We start from the raw sequence: 22209 nt of genomic DNA on the forward strand, positions 1-22209 counted from the left end.
TCCGGTACTGATGCGCCGGATCTGCCCTGAGTCGCTCCCGGAACCATCCGAGGAGCACCGTCTCGTCGACGACGCGCATCCGCTGTCCGTCGCGGGTCTCCCACCCCATCGGCATCCCGCCGCGCCGCCACCGCTTGATCGTGCGGATCGACCGGCGCACCCGCGCCCCGGCCTCCCGATACGTCAGACCCACGTCGACCCCCTCGCCCGCAGGATGTGCACCGGCACGCCCACCGAGTAGAGCGACGTCGTGCGGTCGTCGTGGCAGTCGCACCTGCAGAGCAGCGACTCGCACGAGGAGTGCGCGGCCTCGGCGCACGGCTCCGACCTCGGCGGGTTCGACGTCGAGCGGTGCTCGGAGTGCCCGCAGTACCCGCACTCCGCGACCTCCTCCGTGAGGGAGAGCCACTCGACCGCGACCGACGGTGCGCCGCAGAGCGTGCACGCCCGGACGGCTCGCGGCTTCACCCGGTCGGAGGTGTACCGGCCACGCAGGCGCCGGATCTCGGCGAACAGCGACCCCTCGAGGTCGTCGAGGTCTGAGTGCTGCGCGACGTCGGCGACGTGCTCGACGAGCCACACGACGATCTCGTACGCCTGCAGTCGGGCGGTCTCGGGATCCGTGCCGGAGCGGAGCCCGCCGGCCGCACCGCGCGTCCAGAGCGCGTCGAGAGCCGCGGGTCCGCCGCCGATCCGGGAAGCGACAGCCCGGCCGTACTCGACGAGCTCGCGCCAGAGCCCGTCGGCGTCGTCGACGACCTCCTCGCGGAACGGGAGCGGCACGCCCTCGCGGGACGAGTCGACCCGGTCCCGGTCGTACACGACGGCGCGGATCCCGGATGCCGACTCGCGCATCGCCTCGAGCAGCCCCGGCGCCTGGTCGAGATGCCAGGTGAAGCGGCCGATCCAGCGCTTCCACTCCTGCGCCGAGATCTCCTCTGCCGTGATCTCCCCGTTCACGCGGGCACCGCCGCGCCGGTCAGGAACTCAGCGACCGAGAATCCGAGATCACGAGCTGCGGGCGGAGTGACGGCGTTCCCGGCCTGCTTGACCTTGTCGCGCTTCGACCCGAGCAGCAGATAGTCGCGAGCGAACCCCATCCCGGCCTGGATCTCGTGCGGCTCGAGCATCCGGAATCCGGCGTCGTCGACGTCGAGCGAGACCGGCGCCGACGGGGCGATGAGCGACTGATGCCCGTGCGTCGTGAGCGCCCGCATCGGCTCGACGACCGGCGTCGACATCTCGGCGCCGCCCTCGTTGTTCCGCATGAGTAGCGCGTGATGGTTGCCCTCGGCGCTGACCGTGTCGATCGGGTCCGTGACCGGCTTCGCGACGCCGTGATTGCGGAGCGGGACGACGAGCGCAGTCTCGGCGCGGGTCGACTGCGTCCGCATCGGGTCGAGCGCGGATGCCGCGACCTTCCCCTCGCGACCTTCGACCGGGACGAGCAGCGACGCGTGCGTGCCGCCGGCGACGAGCGACGGGAGCACCTCGTCGACGAGCGTCGTCCGTGAGGCATCCGCACCGCTGACGTTGTTCACGATGAGCGGCGGGATCGCGAGACCGTGCTCGGCCGACGTGGACTGCGTCGGGAGCACCTCGACGAGCTCGGAGACCCGCAGGTAGTTGCCCGGCTTCCCGGATGCCGAGTCGTACGTGTTCCCCGCGGCTTTGACGACCAGCGGCGACCAGTGCCGCTCGATCCCCTTCCGGATCCGCTCGCGCGTCTTGTCAGCGAGAGGCTTCGAGCGGTCGCCGATGCGCTGCGCCGGGAGCGCCCAGTCGATGATGGACAGCGCAGGGAGCCATGCCGGCTCGATCGCGATCCCGCACTTCGGGCACCGGTACACGTACTGCGCCCGGTAGCGGCCCCAGCGCTCCGACTTCTTGAACGACTGCGTCGCGCGGACCTCCCCATGCTCGGCGCACATCGCGAGCGGGCGCGTCCACCGCTCGAGGTTCGGCCGGCCCTTCTGCTCCTTGCGCCAGAACACGATGTACATGCGGTCGCGGGACTGCGGCGCGGGGAGCCCGCCCTGCTGCGCGTGCATGCTGTTCAGCCACACGATCTCGTGCCGGTATCCGAGGAGCTCCATCGCCTGCAGCCACGCCGGGAACATGATCCACCGGTACGCGTCGACGACGTTCTCGATGATGATCGCCCGGTACTGATGCACCTCGGCGAACCGAGGGACGTCCCACATCGTCGCCCGCGAGCGGTTCGCCGCGGCGTCGTCGAGCGGGCGGGTGCCGTCGAGCTCGAACAGCGCCTCGTTCAGCGCACGCTGCCGCTTCACGCCCTTTGCGATCGAGTGGTTCGTGCACTCCGGAGACGCCCACAGCACGTCGGTGCGCGGGAAGTACCGCGGGTCGACCTGCGAGATGTCGGCCTGCGAGTGATCCGTCTCCGGGTGATTCACCTGATGCGACTCGATCGCGAGCGCCCAGTGATTCGCCGCCATCATCACGCGGTAGCCCGCCTCCACGAGTCCCGACGACGAGCCGCCGGCGCCGCAGAAGAGGTCCGTCACCGTGAGCCCGTTCCACGGGACGGTCGGCTGCTGGTATCCGATCGGGGTCGTCATGAGTCCTCTTCCTCACATCCGCATGCGCCGTTCAGCGCGATCTGCATGAAGCACGTCGGGCAGACCGGGCGCGGCTCCTCGCGCTTCCAGCACGCCCGGTGCACGAGCGCTCCGTCGTCGTACTGCACGACGTCGCCCGGCCGGATCGTGTCGAACCCGAGCGGGCACGTCCCGTGCCAGTGGGTCGCGGTGAACACGACCGGTGCAGGTGCCGCCGCGCTCACGACGTCGTCCTATCGAGGAGGAGTGCGACCGGCTCGAGCCCGCACCCCGGCTCGTGCGGCCCGCCGACGCCCGACTGCCCGCACGTGCAGCGGTCGGTCGTCTCGACGAGCCACTTCCCCGCGATGTCGAACGACGTCTTCCGGAGGCCGAGGTTCCCTCGGTACGGGATCGGCTCGTCGAGCGCGCGCGGGTTCGCGAACACGTGGTGATGCTCGAGCCACTCGGCCCACGGCGAGCACGGCTTGCCCTCGTCGTCGTCGTGCACGTCGGTGAGGTCGGCGACGCCGAGGATCACACCGAGCGGGAGCTGCGAGTGCGCGTCCTGCCGGAGCGCGAGAGCGTCGCGGAGCGCCGGCCAGGATGCACGGTCGCGCGCCTCCTCGTCGAACGCCTTAGCCGCGTGGATGAGCACCGGCCCGCGGTAGTGACCGAGCGACCGCGAGCGGTTCTCGACGTCCTTCCCGCCGTGGATCAGCGCCCACGCCCACGGCTGACGCACAGTCAGGATCGGGATCACGCGATGACCTCCCCTCGAGTGCGCGCATCGCGGAGGATGTTCCGGACCGTCTGGTAGTGCACGCCGAACGTGTCCGCGATCTGCTGATGCGTGAGGTTCTCCTTGGAGCGGAGACGCACGACCTCGAGCCGCTGCTCGTCGGTCAGCTGTACCGATGCCTTGCGGGCGCGGGTCGGCTTCTGCGGCGATGGAATCGGCTCGGGGTCCGCGGGTGCCTCGACGGGTTCCGGAGCGCTCACAGCGGGCGCAGGCGGGCGGACCACGGCGGCATCCGCGAGACGCGACAGCATCTCGCCGACCGTCGTCCCCGACCGCTTCGCCTGACGCTCGAACACCTGGAACGTCGACGGGCGCAGGAGTGACCGGATCGGGACGGCCGGGTCGTCGCCGATCCGGAACCCGATCTCGTGCGGCTTCTCGCTGCAGGTGTGGCAGAGCCCACGCGAGTGGTGCATGACCGTGCCGGGGAACTGCTCGAGCGACGTCCCGTGCGCGCGCATCGGACGCTCGCACCGGCCGCACTTCAGCTCGGTCTCCTCGACCACTGCGACGCTCACGACCGACCCCCTGCAGGCAGGACGGCCTCGGCACGCATCGCGCCGGCCGCGATGATGCACAGCGCGCCGACGAACTCCTCGACCTCGTCACGCGAGCGGACGGCCGCGAGGATCCCGAGCTGCCCCGGGGCGTCCTCGTTCATCTGCATGGTGATGAGCTGACCGGCGTCGCGGACCACCTGCTCGACGTCGTCGTGGTGAACCGGCGACCAGACGATCTCCTCGTCGTCGCCCAGCTCGGCGCGCGTGACCCGCTCGAAAGCCGTCGCCGCCATCGACGCGACCGTGAGTGCCAGGTCGTCCCACGCCGCGTCATCGACGCCGACGTGGTCGATGACCCACATAGCGATGCCGAGCTGGTCGGCATCGATGATGTCGTGCATCAGCTCGACGAGCTGCTCCTCTGACCACCTCACAGCACGCCCTCCCCACGGAGAACGGCCTCGGCCTGCATGACCCGCGCGAACACCTGCGCGTCACCGCCGACGATGTCCGGGTGCGCGATCCGCTTCGCCCGGCGCACGGCCGCGGGCACGTCGAGCATCCCGCCCGCGATGAAGTGCGGCTCGATCAGCGAGTAGATCCACGACTTCGCGGCATCCGCCGACTCGAACGCGGTCGGCGCCGATGCGGGAGCCTCGATGGCGAGGAACCCTCGATACTGCTCGCCGCGCTTCGTCACGCCGTAGCGGTCGACGCGGCGCAGCGACTCGAGCGACAGCGCAACAGCGCGGAGGTTCGCCTGCCACGTGGAGAACGTGTCGCACGGGTACGAGAGATGCCCGACCGAGGAGTCGAACGAGAGGATCACTCCCGGGTGCTCCTGCTTCGCGTTCGCGCGGGGACGGCCGTCGAGGCGGAAGTCCTCCGGGCGGACCGCGACGAGCAGCTCGGCGTCCTTCGCGAGGAGGTGCGCGAGCTCCCGGCGCAGCAGCCCGAGGGTATCGGACCACGACGCCGAGAACGGCGACCGCGTTCGCTGACGCTCAGGAGTGAGGACGCCCGGCCACTCGCCGATGGGCGCCACGGTGAGACCTGCAGGCCAGTCGCTCATGCGTCCGCTCCAATCACGACGTGGTCGACCCGGGAGCAGCCGCACGGCAGCTCGAGGAGAAGGTTCGGGTGCGCCGGGTTCGAGCCGTCGAGGAGCGCGATACCCGTGCACGCGGTGTGCTTCCGCTCCTGGCACTCCCGGCAGATCGGCGCGACGTCGAACCCGTGCGACGCGCGCACCTCGGCGACGGTGTCCGGATCGAGGATCGGATAGTCCTCCTCGAGCATCCGGCGCGCGTCGTCGAGAGCGTCCTGCAGCTCAGCGATCAGAGCCTCGGTCTGCGAGTGCGTGAACGGCGTGTCGAGATCCGTCACGGTCAGCAGCACTCGATAGTCCTCGGCGACCTCGACGGTCGCGAGGGTGATGATCTGCTCCTCTTCGATGCTCACAGCCCGAGCCCCTCTCGGATGTCTTCCCGCAGGGCGACCGACGAGAGCCCTGTCGCCGTGGCGACTGCGTGCTGTGCGAGGCGCGATCCGTCCGCGTTCTTGTACATGCCGAGCGCGATGAGGTTCGCGATCCTCTGCTGCTCGACGAGCGCGAGCGTCGCGTGCGCCTGCGCCGCGGCGATCAGCCGAGCCGCCGTCGCTGGCTGTGTCAGGTCGTACGCGCTCGCGTCGATGAGAAGCTCCTGCGCCCGCTCCTCCCGGTCGATGCGTGCCTCAGCCATTGCTCTGCTCCTGATTCATGTCGAACTGCCCCCTCTTGATGCGATCGGCGAGCCCCGCGTAAATCGCCTTCGTGAGCGGGTTCTTCATCCGCTCGATTCGCTCCGCGCAGAACGCGAGAACCGCGTCCCCGTCGATCGGCTTTGCCATCGGTTCCCCCTCGTTCACAGCGTCTTTTCCCACGGCCAGAGCTGGCCCTGCGCGAGCTTCGTCGGCCACGCGCGCAGCTCTCGGTCTCCTCGCCAGCGGACGAGGCTCGTCACCTTCCGCCCGTGGTTCTCGGCCTCTTTCCGCAGACCGAACCCGAACTCCGGCCAGCCGAGGAGAGCCGACGAGCCACGCGGACGGAGGTCCCGCTCGCCGCCCTTCCCCGACGTCGTGTGCCCGGCGTGCGCCTCGATCAGGAGCGCGACGTTCCGCTCCCGCAGGTTGTCCAGCGCGGCCAGCACGGGCGCCGCGTCGTCGTCGTCCTTGATCGCGCGAGGAACGAGCTTGTACAGCGGCCCGATCAGGAGCACGTCCGGCTCGGCCTCGTCGATGAACTCGTGGATCTTCCCGAGATCCCCGGCGCGGGTGATGTCGAGCTGCTTCTCGATGCACTCGAGCGCGATCTGCGACCGAGGGTCGGCTGATCCCCGCAGTCGCGCGTTGTCGGCCATCGTGCGGACCGCGCGCCGCCACTGCCGCTCGCTGTTCTCGACGTCGACGACGAGCACCTTTACGGGCGGCATCGGGTAGAAGCTGAACGGGTGGATCCCCGCCGACGACAGGACCGCGATCTGCCGGAGGAACGTCGACTTGCCGCCGCCCTCCGTGCCCGTCAGGAGGAGCCGGTCGCGCTTCTCGATGAGGTCCGGGACGACCCACTCGTACGAGTCCTCGTCCTCTGGAACGTCGAGCACCTCGCCGAGCCACTTCACGCCGCGCGACATCGACACGCTCTCCCGGTCCCGGAGATCCTTGAGCGCCTCGAGCCCGGTCGTCAGCGCGAGCGCGGGCTCCGTGCTCTCGGCGAGCGAGCGGCCGATCTCACGCAGTCTCCGAGCGACTGCGGCGTCTCGGACGATCCCGGCGTGGAACGGCGCTGAGCGCGGCGCGTGCGCCTCGTCGACCCACCGCGAGAGATCCGTCAGATCGACGTTGCGGACGTTCCACCCGTCGAGGTGCTGCCAGACCGTGACGTAGTCGATCTCCTTCCCCTCGGCCGCGAGCCGGACGATCCCGGCGTAGATGTCCCCGAGCCGCCCGTCGGCGAAATCGCGAGGGATCAGACCCTCCTCCTGCACCGGCCGGACCATGCGCGGGTCGGCGAGCATCGCCCCGATCACGTACCGCTCGGCGACCGTCGACGGGGACGGACCCTCGGCGTACGGATCCGCCGGCGGGACCTCGTCGTACATGACGTCGCTCACGAGCCCGCTCCGATCGCCAGGAGCCCGCGCACCTCGAGCCGACGCTGAGCCGCGAGAGCCCGCACGTCCGCGCCGAGCGCGTTCCCGAACGCGTCCCGAGGATCCGCGACGGCCGCGACGATCCGCTCAGCCGCCGAGATGATGTCGGCCGGGTAGATCCACCGGGGAGACTCCGACCGGTGCAGGGTGAGCGCCTCGTCGGCGACCCCATACGACAGGTGCCCGATGTACAGGTGCCACTCGCGGATCACCTCCTCGTCGACACGACGCCCGTCGACGAGCTGGATCCGCGCGAGCAGAGTCGCGACCTCGCTGTACGACATCACGACGCACGCCCCGCGGTCTGGTCGAGGCGGCGCCCGATGTCGACGACCGACGCGGCACGCGCAGCCGGTGCGGTCCGCTGACGCTTCGCGGCGTCCCTCTTCGCGTTCGCCACGAGCTGCGAGAACTTCTCCCGGAGCGTCGACATCGAGCGGATGTTCGCCGACCAGAACTCGTCGGCCGTGGCCCACCGGATCATCCACTCGATCTGCTCGACCGTGTACCCGTCGATCCGGATCAGCCGGTCGCAGGACTGCCGCCACCGGAGACCGACAGTCTCGACCTTGTGACCATTCGCTCGCACGAGCTCGGCGAGGAGATCACACAGACGACCGATTTCGTCGTCGTCGTCGCTTGCGACGTTCGACGTATCTACGTCACTTACGTCTATACGTATAAGAGAGGTGTGCTCGTCGGGTTTGACACCGAATCCGGTCGCGTTTGACACCGAATCTTCGCCGGATGACACCTCATTTTCGTTCGGTGTCAGATTGACACCGGATTTCTGAGACCACGGAACGAGGACCCGGAACTCGTTCGGCTTCCCCTTGACGCCCTTCGCCTGCTCGATGAGACCCGCATCCCGCAGACCCGAGATCAACCGGATCAGCGTCGACCGCGAGACCCGAGCCTTATCCGCGAGCGACTCGTACGTCAGGTCGTCATCGTCGGCGAGGTACCGGCACCGGCCGTTGTCGTCCGCGACGTCGGCCAGCGCCAGGAGGAGGATCATCGCGTTACCCGCGAGCCCCGCCGTCTCCTCGCCGTGCCAGACCCAGCTACTTACCTTGACGCTCATCGCGTCGCCGTCCTTCCACTCAGCCCGGGGAGCGGTCCGCCTGAGCGCCGCTCGAGCTCGTCGACCCACCGGTCCCACTCGGACCCGTAAGCCCGGCGCATTGCCTGATGTGCGTCCCGCGTCTGCAGGATCCGCACGCCGCCGTCTGCCGTGAGCTGCGCCCAGAGTCGGAGCGGCCTGTTGAACACCGGCACCGCGCCGGCGTCGGAGATCCAGCGGCGGACCTTCCAGCCGTAGGCGAGCGCCTCGGTCTGCCCGGCGTGCTCGAATCCCTCGTTGCACCAGAGGCACGCGGCGACGCCGTCGACGAACGTCGGGACCGTGCGCGACCCGCCCATGCCGTCGGCCTGCCGGTGCTGGTACGTGATGCTGTTCTTCCCGCAGCGGATGCACCGCCACTGCTCACGGCGGTACGTGCCCTGACGCACCTCGTCGGTCGGCTTCGTCATGACGGCCTCCTCTCCTCGAATCCGTCGCAGTGCGCGCTGTGCACGCACCCCTCGTTGCATGGCTCGCCCTCGTCGTGACGGTGCGAGCAGTAGATGAACCGGATCGCGCTCGGCGCGTAGGCGACGCCCATCAGAACGGCCCCCGCTTCGTCCCCGGCGTCGTGCTGTACGTCAGCTCGACTTGCTTCCCGATGGACTGCACGCGGCCCGTGTAGTCGGACAGGAGATTCCCGATCCGACGCGCGTACTCGAACGCCGCGACCGCGACGTCGTACTCGTCCTGCTCCTCGACCGTCGCGAGGACGATCTGCGCCGTCTGCTGCGTGCTCGGGAGCTTCGCGTGATCGAGCCGCGCCTGAGCCTTCGCCCGCGCGAGCTTCGTCGCCGCCTGACGCTTGAGCGTCTCGGCGTTCATGATGACCTTCACCATCCGCGACGCATGCCGGGAGACGAGCGCCAGCTCCGTGATCACCCAGTCGGGAGTGCGGATCTGGTCGTCCTCGAACAGCGCCGCCGCGACGAGCCGAGACTCCTCCGCGAACGCCTCGACGGATGCCGCGTCGACGACCTCACCGTTCGGCCACGTCGCCACCTCGACGACGTCGACCTCCTGCTGCTCGCTCATCCGAACGCCCCCGCCTCGACGACGTGCACGAGGTCGTCACGGTGCATCTCGTGCACGACCTCCGCGCCGCCGGCGGTCTGCACCGTGAAGTGCATCACCCCGGGGAACAGCGACTCGCGCGGCTTCGCCTGCACGGTGCCGCGCAGACCGCGCACCTGCACGACGTCGCCCGGCTCGACCGCCGACACGGGGACCGCCCCCGGGACGACGACGCCAGCCGCCGCCATCCCGGGGACACGGCGCCAGTCGACGCCGAGGATCGCGCCGTGGCGGTCGCGCACGAGCGGAGCCTGATCCGTGGTGCTCATGACTCGGCGACCTCCGGCCAGATCCGCCGGCCCGACGTCACGTCCTGCGGCCGGATGTATCCGCCGTCGCGGCCGTCGAGGATGTCGAAATGACCCGATGCGACCTTGACGGCCGCGATCTCCCCGATCCCATCGCGCTCCGCAGCGACGACCCAGACCTCGCCGAGCTTCGCCTCGGTCCACGGCTTCGGACAGTGCTCGGGATGCGCCTCGAAGAACGCCCACGCCGCCCGCTTGTACGCCGCCGCCTTGTCGCTGAGCACGTCGCCGTGGTTGCGCGCGTCGCGGAAGTGGAACTGGTTGAACGTCCCCTGCCTGCCGACGCTCTGCCAGAACTCGGTCTCGTGCACGACGACGACCATGTGCTCGCCGATGTACTTGACCAGCCACTCCGGGTTTGCCGGCCACCGCCACCGGCCGAGGTTCGCGTCGCGCTCGTCCCGGAAGAACTCGCGCAGCGCGTCGACGTGCTCACCGGCCGCAACCGTCGCCGGGTACGTGTGGTCCGCGTTCTCGACGATGAGTCGTCCGTCGGCCGTCAGCGTGACGGGGATCCCGTTCGACGCAGTGAAGCCGCTCACGACGTCGCCTCCGATCCGGGGATCGGCGCGACAGCCCAGCCGGAGACGTCCTCGCCGACGACCGGGTCGTCGGGGTCCGGCTCGTCGTAGACCTCCGGCTCGTCGATCTCGGCGACGACGACCGTCTCCGGCTCGTCGACGACCGGCGCCTGCGGCTCGGGAACGGGCGCGAGTTGTGCCACGCGAGACCGTGCACCGGCCGGAGCGTTCCCCGACTCCTGCACCTCGAGCACCTCGCCCGAGATCCCGCCGCGCATCTCGTCGTCCGTGTACAGACCCGACAGATCCTGCGGGAATGCCTTCCGCATCGCGAGCGACTCCGCGCACTTCGCGAGCTGACCCGGTCCGCGCTGCTCCCACATCGAGGTCGGCGACCCGTCGCGTTTCGTCTGCACGTACTCGTCCCACGTCGCGATCCCGGTCATCGGCCGATCCCAGTCGTGCCGGTAGACGCGGACCCGAGCGGCGAGCGGGTGCGCCCCGTGCTTCGCCTTCACGAACGCCTGCACCCACTCGCCCGACTCCGTCAGCCACTCCGGGTCGTCCTGCCCGGCGTAGAGCTTCGACCGCTCCGCGATGACACGGAACCCGTCGATACCGGTCTGGATCGACCACTCGATCCCGTCCCGACCCGCACGGCCGATGCAGTAGATCTGCCGTGCCAGCGGGTCGAGCCCGGTCCGCTCGCACGTGTGGAAGAACCGCGCGATCACCGGCCGAGGAGCGAGGACGCGCGCGCCCTTGCTCTCCCCGTACTGATGGATGAACACGAGCCCCGCCGCCTCGATAACGGCGCGCTCCTCCTCCGACCAGTCCTCCCGGTTCGTCGACGTCGGCAGACCCGCGACCGGTGCCTTCTCGATGACGTCACCCATCAGGCACCCACCAGCTCGAGCTCGGCGCGCTCGTTCTCGGCCGCGTACCACGACGGCGCGGGGAGATCGAGGATCCCCTCGTCGCCGACGCCCGGCCACACACCCGACGTCGTGCACTCTGCGAACATCCGGATCGCCTCGCGCATCTTGCGCCAGCCGCCGTCCTGCCACTCCTCCGTCAGGCGGACCACGCGCACGTCGTACGGCGGCTCCTTCTCGACGCAGATCAGCACCGCCGGCTGCGCGACCGTCCCGGTCGTCAGCTCGTACAGGAACCGGTAGTTCTCCATCGACAGGTCGTACGAGTACGAGTTCACGTCGCGGATGATCGCCCGGAGGCTGATGTCCCGCAGCCACTTGAGGTCGAGGATCTCCCCGTCCTCCGTGACCGCGTCGGCACGACCCCGCAGGCGGACGCCGGTCTCCGGGTCGGTGCCGAACATCGACACCTCACGGTGCCCAGCCTTCGCGAGCAGCGGTCCCGCGGTCGGATGCTTGAGCACGGCATCCGACGCGTCGACGACCTTCCGGTACTCGGCAGGCTTGAGCGGCGTCTTACCCTCCGCCTTCTGCTTCGCGACCCAGTCCTTCGCCTCCTGCTTCGAGATCGCGACCACACCATCGGCACGCACCGTCAGGAGGTGCGACGGGATCTGCACCGCCTCCTGACCGACGCCAAAGATCCGCGCATGGATCGCGTGACCCATCTCGTAGACCCGCTTCTCGACGCGAGGCGCGAGCTGGAAATGCTTCGGCGAGTGGAGGATCAGCTTCATCTGCGACGCCGACAGCGCCGAGTGCGAGAAGTAGTCCGCCTCCGGCATCCCGAGGAGGTACTTCGGAGCATCCGTCGTCGGCGTCATGACTGCGCCGCCTTCGCCGCCGCCGCGCGAGCACGGAGCTGCACCTCGCGACGCTCCTCGAAGATCTCCCGCGCCGACATCCCGTACTGCGCCAGGATCCGGAGACGGTCGGTCTGCACCGCAGGCGACGGGCGACCCTTGAAGATCCCGCGCGCCATCAGTCGGCGTCCCCGAGGTCGAGGGTCTCCGCACCCGTACGCGCCGAGTACGCCCGCTCGAGGATGGCCTGCGCCGCCTCGACGTCCTCCGCCGCGACCGGCTCGATACGCGCGAACCGCACGACCGGATACCCATCCTTGTCGTCCGGGAGGACCCGCTTCGCCCGACGAACCACGACGACCGCGATCACGTCCTCGGCGTCCGCCTTCATGAACGCGTCGTGCAGATCCTCGAGCCCGTTCAGCTCCTCCGACGGACGCTGACCGCTGAAAGTAACAGCCATGATGAATCCCCTCATCCCTTCCGGACGGGCACGAGCCCGCCCATCTCCGGCCACGAGACGTTCTCGTGCGCCGAAACCTGAGCGGCCGTGTAGTCGGCCGGCATGCCGAGCGCGTGCGCCCCGGCGTAAGTGAGAGCCACCGCATCGGCGACGTTGTGATCCGCGATCCGCGCAGCGGGGACCATCGCCCGCACCGCCGCCAGGACCGGAGCCTTCGCCTGATCGGACGTCTCGCCCTTCTTGCGTCGAGGCATCCCCTTGCCCCACGCGAGCACCGCGCGCGTCTGCGGGTCGACGATGACCACAGGACCGCGGGCGCAAAGCTGATTGATGAGCATCCACCGGAGACCCGACCGCTCGTCGGCCTTCCCCGAGTGCTTCGCCCGAGTCGCCGGACCCTCGATCACCGAGAGGTCGACCCGACGCGGCACGTGAGCGAGAGTGCGCGAGATCATCTGCACGAGGCGACGGTTCTCCCTGGCGACCGACGTCGGCGCCGGACCCTTCACGATCGCGCGAGCCGTGAACCACTCGACCGCCTGCAGGACACCCTCGGCGTCACGCTCGAGGTCGACCCGGGAGACACCGGTCGTCGACAGCGACGTGTCGAACCCCATGACGACGATCACGCGATCACCGCCAGCCCGACCGCCAGCTCGACGAGCCCGGCCAGGACCAGCGCGACGGCCGCGACGTGAGCGATCCACGTCCGCGACTGCGGCGCGTACTCGATGACGTCGTGCAGACCGACGGCGCGACGCGTCGACAGCGGACGGCGCGCGGAGAGGTGCGTTCCCCGGACGCGGGGACGACGACGGATCACGGGCGGACGCCCATCTGACGGAGCGCACGGAGCGCGAGAGCGTGACCCTCGTTCGAGAAGCGGAGCGCGTACATCCAGAACCCGAGCACCGGGTACGCCTCACGCAGGATTCGGAAGTTGCCCTCGTCGGCACGCTGGAACGCCTGCATCAGCGCACCCGTGAAATGACCCGGCTCCTCGGCACCCGCGAGCCCGTACTGCCAGAGCACGTGACGGACGACGTCCTCGCGGAGCATCGCGGTCGGGATGCCAGCCTGCGCGACCGGCGCGAGGCGCGGCGTCATCGCCGACGTCGACTCGGCGCGGACCGGCCCGAGGTAGTCCTCGATCTGCGCGATGTTCTGCTCGCCGCTCATCGGGTCGCCTGCTTCACCGCGAGGCGGTACCCGCCGTAGATGATCACGAGCGCAGCGAGCACACCAAGGAGCGAGACCCCGTCGAACCGGCCGAGCTGGTACGAACGGATCAACGCGCCGATGATCGCGGCGAACACGAGGGAGACCACGACCGCGCCCACGACGGCGAGGCGGATCAGCGACCGGCGCGGCATCAGCGCACGCCCCCGGCGCGGGCACGCTCAGCCTCGGCGACGAGCCGAGAGGCGCGGATCTTGAGGAGCCGGGCGGTCGCGTCCAGCTCGGCGAGGTCGAAAGGGACCTCACCCGAGAGGCGGCGCGCGACGGCCGGCTGTGACAGGTGGAGTGCTTTCGCCAGCTCTGCCTGCGTGATGCGCTGGCGAGCCATCTCGGCTCGGACTGCGTCGGCGACGCTCAGATTGAACTTCATGCGAGACAGTTTGCACGCTGAGCGAGCAAACGCCGAACGACACGCACCGAGTTCTTTTCTCGCTGAGCGAGTGAATCCCATGTATCAGCGGGTAAAAACGCCGCTCAAAGGATGACATGAGAGCGAATAACCGATACGGTGACCGTATGGCAATCCAACACATTCCGACACCCGCTGGGGACTCCGGCGGAAACCGTGCACGTGTGGCTGCTGAAGTACGAGCAGCGCTCGCCCGGGTCCGGATTCCCGTCTACAAGATCGCCGAACTCATCGACGGCACGAGCCGCGCCTACTGGTCGCGCCGTGTGAACGGAGAGATCTCATTCGACATCGACGACCTCTCGATCATCTCGTCCCTCACAGGGACGCCTATCACCGACCTTGTGCGGACGACCGAGGTCGCCCCGCCCCCGACCCCTGCGCCTCGTGCAGGCGGCGGCGCTGGTCGACGGAACATCGTCTTCATCGACACCTTCCGAGTGGGCCCTGCCGGGATCGAACCGACGACATCCACGGTGTAAACGTGGCGCTCTACCAGCTGAGCTAAAGGCCCTCGCGGCCAGTCTACGAGGTGCGTCCGGAGCGTCTCGAACTCGCTAGGCTGGCAGTCGGTGCGTTTGTGCAGGGCAGACAACGCCCGCGCCGCTCCCGTAGCGATTACCTGGCACGATCTGCCAGACGACGAAAGGTCTTCTGTGACTGTCAACGATCAGGATCCGTACTCGCAGGAACCCCTCGACAGCGATCCCGATGAGACCTCCGAGTGGCAGGAGTCCCTCCAGCAGCTCGTGCAGGCGAAGGGCCACGGACGTGGCCGCGAGATCATGCTGAGCCTGCTGCAGACCTCCCACGAACTGCAGCTGAACGTTCCGCAGGTTCCCACGACGGACTACATCAACACGATCGCCCCCGAGAACGAGCCCGAGTTCCCCGGCGATGAGGAGCTCGAGCGCCGGTACCGCCGATGGATCCGCTGGAACGCCGCCATCACCGTGCACCGCGCGCAGCGGCCCGGCATCGGCGTCGGCGGCCACATCTCGACGTACGCCTCCTCGGCGTCGCTGTACGAGGTCGGCTTCAACCACTTCTTCCGCGGCCTCGACGACCCGACCGGCGGCGACCAGATCTTCATCCAGGGCCACGCCTCCCCCGGCATCTACGCCCGCTCGTTCCTCGAGGGGCGCCTGAGCTCCGAGCAGCTCGACGGCTTCCGCCAGGAGAAGTCGAAGGCGCCGAACGCGCTGCCGTCGTACCCGCACCCGCGCCTCATGCCCGAGTACTGGCAGTTCCCGACGGTGTCGATGGGCCTCGGCCCGATCAACGCCATCTACCAGGCGATGTCGAACAAGTACCTGACCAACCGCGGGATCAAGGATCTCTCGAACTCGCGCGTGTGGGCGTTCCTCGGCGACGGCGAGATGGACGAGGTCGAGAGCCGCGGTCAGCTGCAGGTCGCGGCGAACGAGGGCCTCGACAACCTCACGTTCGTCGTCAACTGCAACCTGCAGCGACTCGACGGCCCGGTGCGCGGCAACGGCAAGATCATCCAGGAGCTCGAGAGCTTCTTCCGCGGGGCCGGCTGGAACGTCATCAAGGTGGTCTGGGGCTCGGGCTGGGACGAGCTGCTCGCGAAGGATACCGACGGTGCCCTCGTCCACCTCATGAACACCACGCCGGACGGTGACTTCCAGACCTACCGTGCCGAGGACGGCGCGTTCATCCGCGAGCACTTCTTCGGGCGCGACGAGCGCACGGCCGCTCTCGTGAAGGACTGGTCCGACGACGACATCTGGGGCAAGCTCCGCCGCGGCGGCCTGGACTACCGCAAGGTCTACGGCGCCTACAAAGCCGCGACCGAGCACAAGGGCCAGCCCACCGTGATCCTCGCCAAGACGATCAAGGGCTACGGCCTCGGGCATCACTTCGAGGGCCGCAATGCGACCCACCAGATGAAGAAGATGACGCTCCAGGACCTCAAGTACTTCCGCGACTCGATGCGGATCCCGGTCTCGGACGCGCAGCTCGAAGAGAACCCCTACCTGCCGCCGTACTACAACCCGGGTCCGAACGACGAGACGATCCAGTACATGCTGGAGCGCCGCCGCGACCTGGGCGGCTTCCTCCCGGAGCGCCGTTCGCACCACGTCGGCCTGCAGCTGCCCGGCGACGAGGCGTACGCGCTCCCGAAGAAGGGGTCCGGCACGCAGGAGATCGCCACGACGATGGCGTTCGTCCGCCTGCTCAAGGACCTCCTCCGCGCGAAGGACTTCGGCCACCGCATCGTCCCGATCATCCCCGACGAGGCGCGCACGTTCGGCATGGACGCCTTCTTCCCCTCGGCGAAGATCTACAACCCGCACGGCCAGAACTACACGTCGGTCGACCGCGAGCTGCTCCTGGCCTACAAGGAGAGCCCGCAGGGCCAGATCGTCCACGTCGGCATCAACGAGGCCGGCGCCGTCGCCGCATTCACCGCAGCGGGCACCTCGTACGCCACGCACGGCGAGCCGCTCATCCCGGTCTACGTCTTCTACTCGATGTTCGGCTTCCAGCGCACCGGCGACGCGCAGTGGGCGGCCGGCGACCAGATGGCACGCGGCTTCATCATCGGCGCCACCGCCGGACGCACCACGCTGACCGGTGAGGGCCTCCAGCACGCCGACGGCCACTCGCTGCTGCTGGCGTCGACCAACCCGGCGACCCTGTCGTACGACCCCGCCTACGGCTACGAGATCGCGCACATCGTCCGCTCGGGCATCGAGCGCATGTACGGCGGGAACCACCCGGACCCGAACGTCATGTACTACCTCACGGTGTACAACGAGCCGCTGGTGCAGCCGGCCGAGCCCGAGGGCGTGGACGTCGACGGCATCGTGCGCGGCCTCCACCGCGTCTCGACCGCCGAGGGCGACGGCCCCAAGGCCCAGCTCCTGGCGTCGGGCGTGGGCGTTCCGTGGGCGCTCGAGGCGCAGCAGCTGCTGCGCGACGACTGGGGTGTGCAGGCCGACGTCTGGTCGGTCACCTCGTGGAGCGAGCTGCGCCGCGACGGCCTCGCTGCCGACGAGCACAACTTCCTCCACCCTGAGGAGGAGCCGCACACCGCCTATCTGACCGAGAAGCTGAAGGACGCCGCCGGCCCCGTGGTCGCGGTCAGCGACTTCATGCACGCGGTGCAGGACCAGATCCGTCCGTGGGTGCCGAACCGCTTCGCGACGCTCGGTGCGGACGGCTTCGGCTTCTCCGACACGCGCGCCGCGGCCCGTCGCTTCTTCAAGATCGACGGCCCGTCGGTCGCGGTCCGCACGCTGCAGGCTCTGGCCGAAGAGGGTGCGGTCGACCGCAGCCTCGCCGCCCAGGCCATCCAGAAGTACCGCCTGCATGACGTGACCGCCGGTACGAGCGGGAACGCGGGCGGCGAGAGCTGACCTGCGAATGGGCAAGTCCACCGAGGTGATGGACAAGGTCGAGACGCTCGCCTGGCTGCGACGCATCTCGGGTGATCTCGCGACCGTCACCATCAAGCGCCTCGAAGAGACGCTGCCCTGGTATGCCGAGATGCCGCCGGCCCGACGCTCCGCTGTCGGGCTGGTGGCTCAGGCCGGCATCACGTCGTTCATCTCGTGGTACGACGAACCCGGCTCCACGCCGTGGATCGCATCCGACATCTTCGCCGCGGCTCCGCGCGAGCTTCTCCGCAGCGTCAGCCTGCAGCAGACGCTGCAGCTCATCCGCGTCACGGTCGAGGTGACCGAGGAACGTGTGGCAGGCAAGGGCGAGCACCTGCGCGAGGCGATCCTGCTGTACTCGCGCGAGGTGGCCTTCGCCGCGGCGGACGTGTACGCCCGCGCCGCCGAGGCACGGGGCCTCTGGGACGCACGCCTCGAGGCGCTCGTCGTCGACTCTATCCTCACGGGCGAGGCCGACGAGGAGCTGCCCAGCCGCATCGCAGCGCTCGGCTGGCACGGTCACGGTGAGGTCGCGGTGCTCGTCGGCACGACTCCCCCGCAGTTCGACGTCGATCAGCTCCGGCGTACGGCTCGCAAGCTCGGCGTCGACGTGCTGATCGGCGTACAGGGCTCTCGTCTCGTGCTGGTGGTCGGGCGTGCCGAGCCGTCGGCCGTCGCCGACGACGCGGTGACCGACCTTCCCTTCGGCGAGATCGCGCGTCGCCTCGAGCCGGGATTCGGTGGGGGGTACCTGGTGCTCGGCCCGACGGTGCCGGCACTCGTCGACGCCAGCCAGAGCGCCCGCGCCGCGCTCGCCGGGTTCGCCGTCGCGCGCGCCTGGCGCCACGCGCCCCGGCCGGTGGAGGCCGACGACCTCCTCCCCGAGCGCGCCCTCGCCGGGGATCCTCTCGCCAAGCTCACGCTGGTCGAGAGGATCTACCGACCGCTCCAGTCGCACAGCGCCGACCTCGTGTCGACGCTGTGGGCCTACCTCGACAACGGCCGTTCGCTCGAGGCCACCGCCCGCGAGCTGTTCGTGCACCCGAACACGGTGCGCTACCGCCTGAAGCGCGTGTCGGAGGTCATCGGCTGGGACGCCACCGGTCCCCGTGAGGCGCTGATCCTGCAAACGGCGCTGATCCTCGGATCGATCGGGACGGATGCCTCGCGTCGCCGTCCGCCCGCACGGCGCAACCCGGCTTGATCCCCCTGTCAGTGTGGGCTCCGCACAAAGCAGCGCGTGATTCTTGTGACGGTGTCGCCAGAACGACCTTTCTGATCCTTGACAGGATGGAACGGTGAGAATCGCGGTCTTCCCCGGGCAGGGCTCCCAGTCCCCCGGCTTCCTGACTCCCTGGCTCGAATCGGACGGCGCGGCGGACCGCCTCGCTCGGTACTCCGAGTGGTCCGGCGTCGACCTCGTCGCGGCCGGCACCGAATGGGACGCCGACCAGATCCGCGACACCCAGGTGGCGCAGCCGCTCATCGTCGCGGCCAGCCTGCTGTCGTGGAACGCGCTGCCTGACCGTGAGCACATCACCGGCGTCGCCGGGCACTCCGTCGGCGAGTTCGCCGCCGCCGCCGCGGCGGGTGTCCTTTCCGAAGAGTCGGCGCTCACGCTCGTCGGCATCCGCGGCCGCGCGATGGCGGAGGCCGCAGCGGCGGCCGAGACCGGCATGAGCGCCGTGATCGGCGGGGACGAAGCATCCGTCCTCGCCCGCCTCGAAGAGCTCGGCCTCTCTCCCGCGAACTACAACGGCGGCGGGCAGCTCGTCGTCGCCGGCGCGCTCGACGCCCTCCAGGCCCTCGCGGCCGCGCCGGTCGCCGGCACCCGCGTGGTCCCGCTGCAGGTCGCGGGCGCCTTCCACACGCGCTACATGGCGCCGGCGGTCGAGGCCCTGCGTGCCGCCGCGACCGATCACGACGTCTCGGACCCCGGGGTGACGCTGTGGACCAACCGCGACGGCTCCACGGTGACGTCGGGTCAGGGGTTCGTCGACCTCCTCGTCGCTCAGGTCGCGTCGCCGGTGCGCTGGGACCTCTGCATGGCGTCTTTCGCGGACGCCGGTGTTTCCGGCATCGTGGAGCTGTCCCCCGCGGGCACGCTCGTCGGGCTCGCGAAGCGAGCGCTCCGCGGAGTCCCCGCCGTCGCCGTCAAAACGCCCACCGACCTGGAGGCCGCCACCGCGCTGGTGGCCGCCGACGCCTGACCGGAGTACCCCGCATGACCCGCAGCCTCATCCAGCCCACCGGTGCCGCCCACACGCGCATCTATTCGTTCGGCGCCGCACGCGGCGAGATCGCGGTTCCCAACGAGGATCTCATCGGCCCGATCGACTCCAGCGACGAATGGATCCGCCAGCGCACCGGCATCGTGACCCGCACGCGTGCGGTGCCCGAGACCGACGCCATCGACCTCGCGACGGACGCCGCCCGCGAGGCGATCGAGCGCTCCGGGGTGGACGCGTCGCAGGTGGACGCCGTCATCGTGGCGACGATCAGCAACCCGAAGCAGAGCCCGTCGGTCTCGGCGATCGTCGCCGACCGCGTCGGCGCGAACCCCGCCGCCGCGTACGACGTCAACGCCGCGTGCGCGGGCTTCGCCTACGGCGTGGCCCAGGCCGACGCGCTCATCCGGGCCGGTGCGGCACACTACGCCGTGGTGATCGGAGCGGAGAAGCTCAGCGATATCGTCGATCCCGCCGATCGCAGCATCTCGTTCCTGCTCGGCGACGGCGCGGGAGCGGTCGTGATCGGCCCGAGCGACACTCCGGGCATCGGTCCCACTGTCTGGGGCTCCGACGGCTCGAAGTCCGACGCCGTCGGCATGAACCACACCCTGAACGAGTTCCGCGACGGCGTCGCGCCGTGGCCGACGCTTCGCCAGGAGGGCCCCACCGTCTTCCGCTGGGCTGTCTGGGAGATGGTGAAGGTCGCGCGCCAGGCACTCGAGGCCGCGGGGGTCGAGGCATCCGATCTCGCCGCGTTCGTCCCCCACCAGGCGAACATGCGCATCATCGACGAGTTCGCGAAGCAGCTCGGCCTCCCCGACACCGTACTGATCGGCCGCGACATCGAGACCACCGGGAACACCTCGGCCGCCTCCATCCCGCTGGCCGCGCACCGTCTGCTCGAGGAGCACCCGGAGCTCAGCGGCGGACTCGCGCTCCAGATCGGCTTCGGCGCCGGACTGGTTTTCGGCGCGCAGGTGGTCGTCCTTCCCTGACGCGGCGAACCGCGACCCTAGACTGATTCCCGGCCCGCTCGGGCACGCCTACCCCTAACAAACAGGAGAATCCCATGGCATTCACCAACGACGAGGTCCTCGCGGGACTCGCGGAGCTCATCACCGACGAGACCGGTATCTCGGCCGACGAGGTCGCGCTCGAGAAGTCGTTCACCGACGACCTGGACATCGACTCGATCTCGATGATGACGATCGTCGTCAACGCCGAGGAGAAGTTCGGCGTCACCATCCCGGACGACGAGGTCAAGAACCTCAAGACCGTCGGCGACGCCGTCACCTTCATCACGTCGAACCAGGCGTAGGACCATCCCGGTGGGGGCCGCGGCCCCCACCGGCCAGCACGCGAGGACTCTGATCCATGAGCACACCCCGTATCGTCGTCACCGGCATCGGCGCGTCGACCCCCATCGGCGGCACCGCGCCCGAGAGCTGGTCGGCGCTGCTGAGCGGCGCGTCCGGCACGCACAGCATCGAGCAGGACTGGGTGCAGGAGTTCCAGCTCCCCGTCACCTTCGCCGCCGAGGCGCTCGTCCGGCCCGACACCGTGCTGGAGCGCCCCGTCGCCAACCGCCTCGACCCGTCGGCGCAGTTCGCGCTCGTGGCCGCGTTCGAGGCATGGGAGGACGCGGGCAAGCCGGAGGTCGAACCGGAGCGGTTCGCCGTGGACTTCGCGACCGGCATCGGGGGTCTGCAGACGACCCTCGCGGGCTGGGACACGCTCAAGACCAAGGGTCCGCGCCGGGTCATGCCCATGAGCGTCCCGATGCTCATGCCGAACGCCCCCGCCGCGGCCGTCTCGATGCACCTGAACGCCCGCGCCTACGCGCGCACGGTCGCGTCGGCGTGCGCGTCGAGCACCGAGTCGCTCGTCAACGCCTTCGAGAGCCTTCGCGAGGGTCGCGCCGACGTCGTCATCGCGGGCGGCGCCGAGGCGGTCATCCACCCGCTCACGATCGCCGCGTTCGCCGCCATGCAGGCGCTGTCCAAGCGCAACGACTCCCCCGAGACGGCGTCACGGCCGTACAGCGTCGACCGTGACGGCTTCGTCATGGGCGAGGGCGCGGCCGCCCTGGTCCTCGAGACCGAGGAGCACGCCAAGGCGCGTGGCGCCAAGATCTACGGCGAGATCGTGGGCGGCGGCGTGACTGCTGACTCGTACCACATCACGGCTCCCGAGCCCGAGGGACTCGGCGCGTCGCGCGCCGTCCGCCTGGCGCTCGAGCAGGCCGGCGCCACGCCCGACGAGGTCACGCACATCAATGCGCACGCCACGTCGACCCCGACCGGCGACATCGCCGAGTACAAAGCGCTCCTGAGCGTCTTCGGCGACCGCGTCCACGAGATCCCCGTCTCGGCGACGAAGGGCGCGACCGGTCACCTGCTGGGCGGCACCGGCGCGCTCGAGGCGATCTTCACGCTGCTCGCCTTGCGCGAGCGTCAGGCGCCGCCCACCATCAACGTCACCACGCAGGACCCCGACATCCCGCTGCGCATCTCAGACGCGCCCATCGCCCTCGGCGACGGCGACCAGCTCGCGATCAGCAACTCGTTCGGCTTCGGCGGCCACAACGCCGTCGTCGCCTTCCGCTCGGTCTGACGATACGAAGACGCCCCCGGTGAAGC

At 69.6% G+C, this 22209-nt stretch carries 32 protein-coding genes and 1 tRNA gene; 6 read left to right on the plus strand and 27 right to left on the minus strand.

The genetic code is table 11. The annotated features are described in order from the left end of the window. Nucleotides 1-183: 183 nt before the first annotated feature. From ACEYYH_RS10590 to ACEYYH_RS10720, 27 genes are all read right to left on the minus strand, one after another. Entirely contained in the window at nt 184-960 is a 777-nt protein-coding gene (locus ACEYYH_RS10590; protein WP_374978120.1) for a hypothetical protein, read from the minus strand. Continuing rightward, a complete protein-coding gene (locus ACEYYH_RS10595; RefSeq protein ID WP_374978121.1) occupies nt 957-2585 on the minus strand; it encodes a DNA cytosine methyltransferase in 1629 nt (542 codons plus the stop codon). Before ACEYYH_RS10595 ends, ACEYYH_RS10590 begins: the two co-directional genes overlap by 4 nt. Beyond that, nucleotides 2582-2809: a hypothetical protein gene (locus ACEYYH_RS10600; RefSeq protein WP_374978122.1), complete on the minus strand. Its 228-nt coding sequence runs from the start codon at nt 2807-2809 to the stop codon at nt 2582-2584. Before ACEYYH_RS10600 ends, ACEYYH_RS10595 begins: the two co-directional genes overlap by 4 nt. Further along, nucleotides 2806-3327, minus strand: coding sequence for a hypothetical protein (locus ACEYYH_RS10605; protein WP_374978123.1), 522 nt, complete (start codon nt 3325-3327; stop codon nt 2806-2808). Before ACEYYH_RS10605 ends, ACEYYH_RS10600 begins: the two co-directional genes overlap by 4 nt. After that, complete coding sequence (locus tag ACEYYH_RS10610) at nt 3324-3884, minus strand: RNA polymerase sigma factor (RefSeq protein ID WP_374978124.1); 561 nt, start codon at nt 3882-3884, stop codon at nt 3324-3326. The genes ACEYYH_RS10605 and ACEYYH_RS10610 overlap by 4 nt, the downstream gene beginning before the upstream one ends. Continuing rightward, the gene (locus tag ACEYYH_RS10615; protein WP_374978125.1) at nt 3881-4300 is read right to left on the minus strand and encodes a hypothetical protein; all 420 of its coding nucleotides are present in this window, start codon (nt 4298-4300) and stop codon (nt 3881-3883) included. The genes ACEYYH_RS10610 and ACEYYH_RS10615 overlap by 4 nt, the downstream gene beginning before the upstream one ends. Next, nucleotides 4297-4938 carry a hypothetical protein gene (locus tag ACEYYH_RS10620; RefSeq protein WP_374978126.1) on the minus strand — a complete coding sequence of 214 codons (642 nt, stop codon included), beginning with the start codon at nt 4936-4938 and terminating at the stop codon, nt 4297-4299. Before ACEYYH_RS10620 ends, ACEYYH_RS10615 begins: the two co-directional genes overlap by 4 nt. Next, entirely contained in the window at nt 4935-5327 is a 393-nt protein-coding gene (locus ACEYYH_RS10625) for a hypothetical protein (RefSeq protein WP_374978127.1), read from the minus strand. Before ACEYYH_RS10625 ends, ACEYYH_RS10620 begins: the two co-directional genes overlap by 4 nt. Next, the gene (locus ACEYYH_RS10630) at nt 5324-5608 is read right to left on the minus strand and encodes a hypothetical protein (protein ID WP_374978128.1); all 285 of its coding nucleotides are present in this window, start codon (nt 5606-5608) and stop codon (nt 5324-5326) included. The genes ACEYYH_RS10625 and ACEYYH_RS10630 overlap by 4 nt, the downstream gene beginning before the upstream one ends. After that, nucleotides 5601-5756 carry a hypothetical protein gene (locus tag ACEYYH_RS10635; protein ID WP_374978129.1) on the minus strand — a complete coding sequence of 52 codons (156 nt, stop codon included), beginning with the start codon at nt 5754-5756 and terminating at the stop codon, nt 5601-5603. Before ACEYYH_RS10635 ends, ACEYYH_RS10630 begins: the two co-directional genes overlap by 8 nt. A gap of 14 nt (nt 5757-5770) precedes the next feature. Next, nucleotides 5771-7018 (minus strand): AAA family ATPase, encoded by a 1248-nt coding sequence (locus tag ACEYYH_RS10640; protein ID WP_374978130.1) that lies wholly within the window; start codon nt 7016-7018, stop codon nt 5771-5773. Beyond that, nucleotides 7015-7344 (minus strand): hypothetical protein, encoded by a 330-nt coding sequence (locus ACEYYH_RS10645; RefSeq protein ID WP_374978131.1) that lies wholly within the window; start codon nt 7342-7344, stop codon nt 7015-7017. Before ACEYYH_RS10645 ends, ACEYYH_RS10640 begins: the two co-directional genes overlap by 4 nt. After that, nucleotides 7341-8141, minus strand: coding sequence for a helix-turn-helix domain-containing protein (locus ACEYYH_RS10650; protein WP_374978132.1), 801 nt, complete (start codon nt 8139-8141; stop codon nt 7341-7343). Before ACEYYH_RS10650 ends, ACEYYH_RS10645 begins: the two co-directional genes overlap by 4 nt. Next, a complete protein-coding gene (locus ACEYYH_RS10655; RefSeq protein ID WP_374978133.1) occupies nt 8138-8590 on the minus strand; it encodes a hypothetical protein in 453 nt (150 codons plus the stop codon). The genes ACEYYH_RS10650 and ACEYYH_RS10655 overlap by 4 nt, the downstream gene beginning before the upstream one ends. Before the next feature lie 130 nt (nt 8591-8720). Further along, nucleotides 8721-9215: a hypothetical protein gene (locus ACEYYH_RS10660; RefSeq protein ID WP_374978134.1), complete on the minus strand. Its 495-nt coding sequence runs from the start codon at nt 9213-9215 to the stop codon at nt 8721-8723. Continuing rightward, nucleotides 9212-9523: a hypothetical protein gene (locus ACEYYH_RS10665; protein WP_374978135.1), complete on the minus strand. Its 312-nt coding sequence runs from the start codon at nt 9521-9523 to the stop codon at nt 9212-9214. Before ACEYYH_RS10665 ends, ACEYYH_RS10660 begins: the two co-directional genes overlap by 4 nt. Next, nucleotides 9520-10104, minus strand: a complete 585-nt coding sequence (locus tag ACEYYH_RS10670) for a hypothetical protein (RefSeq protein ID WP_374978136.1) — start codon at nt 10102-10104, stop codon at nt 9520-9522. Before ACEYYH_RS10670 ends, ACEYYH_RS10665 begins: the two co-directional genes overlap by 4 nt. Continuing rightward, a complete protein-coding gene (gene bet, locus ACEYYH_RS10675; protein WP_374978137.1) occupies nt 10101-10979 on the minus strand; it encodes a phage recombination protein Bet in 879 nt (292 codons plus the stop codon). Before bet ends, ACEYYH_RS10670 begins: the two co-directional genes overlap by 4 nt. After that, nucleotides 10979-11842, minus strand: a complete 864-nt coding sequence (locus ACEYYH_RS10680) for a PD-(D/E)XK nuclease-like domain-containing protein (protein ID WP_374978138.1) — start codon at nt 11840-11842, stop codon at nt 10979-10981. Before ACEYYH_RS10680 ends, bet begins: the two co-directional genes overlap by 1 nt. Beyond that, nucleotides 11839-12000: a hypothetical protein gene (locus ACEYYH_RS10685; protein ID WP_374978139.1), complete on the minus strand. Its 162-nt coding sequence runs from the start codon at nt 11998-12000 to the stop codon at nt 11839-11841. The genes ACEYYH_RS10680 and ACEYYH_RS10685 overlap by 4 nt, the downstream gene beginning before the upstream one ends. Beyond that, the gene (locus tag ACEYYH_RS10690) at nt 12000-12284 is read right to left on the minus strand and encodes a hypothetical protein (RefSeq protein ID WP_374978140.1); all 285 of its coding nucleotides are present in this window, start codon (nt 12282-12284) and stop codon (nt 12000-12002) included. Before ACEYYH_RS10690 ends, ACEYYH_RS10685 begins: the two co-directional genes overlap by 1 nt. An 11-nt stretch (nt 12285-12295) precedes the next feature. Next, a complete protein-coding gene (locus ACEYYH_RS10695) occupies nt 12296-12913 on the minus strand; it encodes a hypothetical protein (protein ID WP_374978141.1) in 618 nt (205 codons plus the stop codon). Next, complete coding sequence (locus tag ACEYYH_RS10700) at nt 12910-13107, minus strand: hypothetical protein (RefSeq protein ID WP_374978142.1); 198 nt, start codon at nt 13105-13107, stop codon at nt 12910-12912. The genes ACEYYH_RS10695 and ACEYYH_RS10700 overlap by 4 nt, the downstream gene beginning before the upstream one ends. Further along, nucleotides 13104-13463, minus strand: a complete 360-nt coding sequence (locus ACEYYH_RS10705) for a hypothetical protein (RefSeq protein WP_374978143.1) — start codon at nt 13461-13463, stop codon at nt 13104-13106. The genes ACEYYH_RS10700 and ACEYYH_RS10705 overlap by 4 nt, the downstream gene beginning before the upstream one ends. After that, entirely contained in the window at nt 13460-13657 is a 198-nt protein-coding gene (locus tag ACEYYH_RS10710; protein WP_374978144.1) for a hypothetical protein, read from the minus strand. Before ACEYYH_RS10710 ends, ACEYYH_RS10705 begins: the two co-directional genes overlap by 4 nt. Beyond that, nucleotides 13657-13893, minus strand: coding sequence for a helix-turn-helix domain-containing protein (locus tag ACEYYH_RS10715; protein ID WP_374978145.1), 237 nt, complete (start codon nt 13891-13893; stop codon nt 13657-13659). The genes ACEYYH_RS10710 and ACEYYH_RS10715 overlap by 1 nt, the downstream gene beginning before the upstream one ends. Before the next feature lie 480 nt (nt 13894-14373). Beyond that, nucleotides 14374-14446, minus strand: a tRNA-Val gene (locus ACEYYH_RS10720). Between the two features lie 142 nt (nt 14447-14588). Between ACEYYH_RS10720 and aceE the strand changes: the two genes are divergently transcribed. From aceE to ACEYYH_RS10750, 6 genes are all read left to right on the plus strand, one after another. Next, nucleotides 14589-17318, plus strand: a complete 2730-nt coding sequence (gene aceE, locus ACEYYH_RS10725; protein WP_374978146.1) for a pyruvate dehydrogenase (acetyl-transferring), homodimeric type — start codon at nt 14589-14591, stop codon at nt 17316-17318. Between the two features lie 7 nt (nt 17319-17325). Next, complete coding sequence (locus ACEYYH_RS10730; RefSeq protein ID WP_374978147.1) at nt 17326-18543, plus strand: PucR family transcriptional regulator; 1218 nt, start codon at nt 17326-17328, stop codon at nt 18541-18543. A gap of 94 nt (nt 18544-18637) precedes the next feature. Next, nucleotides 18638-19549 (plus strand): ACP S-malonyltransferase, encoded by a 912-nt coding sequence (locus tag ACEYYH_RS10735; protein WP_374978148.1) that lies wholly within the window; start codon nt 18638-18640, stop codon nt 19547-19549. A 14-nt stretch (nt 19550-19563) separates the two neighbouring features. After that, nucleotides 19564-20565: a beta-ketoacyl-ACP synthase III gene (locus ACEYYH_RS10740; protein WP_374978149.1), complete on the plus strand. Its 1002-nt coding sequence runs from the start codon at nt 19564-19566 to the stop codon at nt 20563-20565. Nucleotides 20566-20639: 74 nt separating this feature from the next. Further along, a complete protein-coding gene (locus ACEYYH_RS10745) occupies nt 20640-20888 on the plus strand; it encodes an acyl carrier protein (protein ID WP_013586517.1) in 249 nt (82 codons plus the stop codon). Nucleotides 20889-20944: 56 nt separating this feature from the next. After that, the gene (locus ACEYYH_RS10750; protein WP_374978150.1) at nt 20945-22183 is read left to right on the plus strand and encodes a beta-ketoacyl-[acyl-carrier-protein] synthase family protein; all 1239 of its coding nucleotides are present in this window, start codon (nt 20945-20947) and stop codon (nt 22181-22183) included. Nucleotides 22184-22209 lie beyond the last annotated feature (26 nt).

The organism is Microbacterium trichothecenolyticum (assembly GCF_041938625.1).
Taxonomy (GTDB): Bacteria; Actinomycetota; Actinomycetes; order Actinomycetales; family Microbacteriaceae; genus Microbacterium; species Microbacterium trichothecenolyticum_D.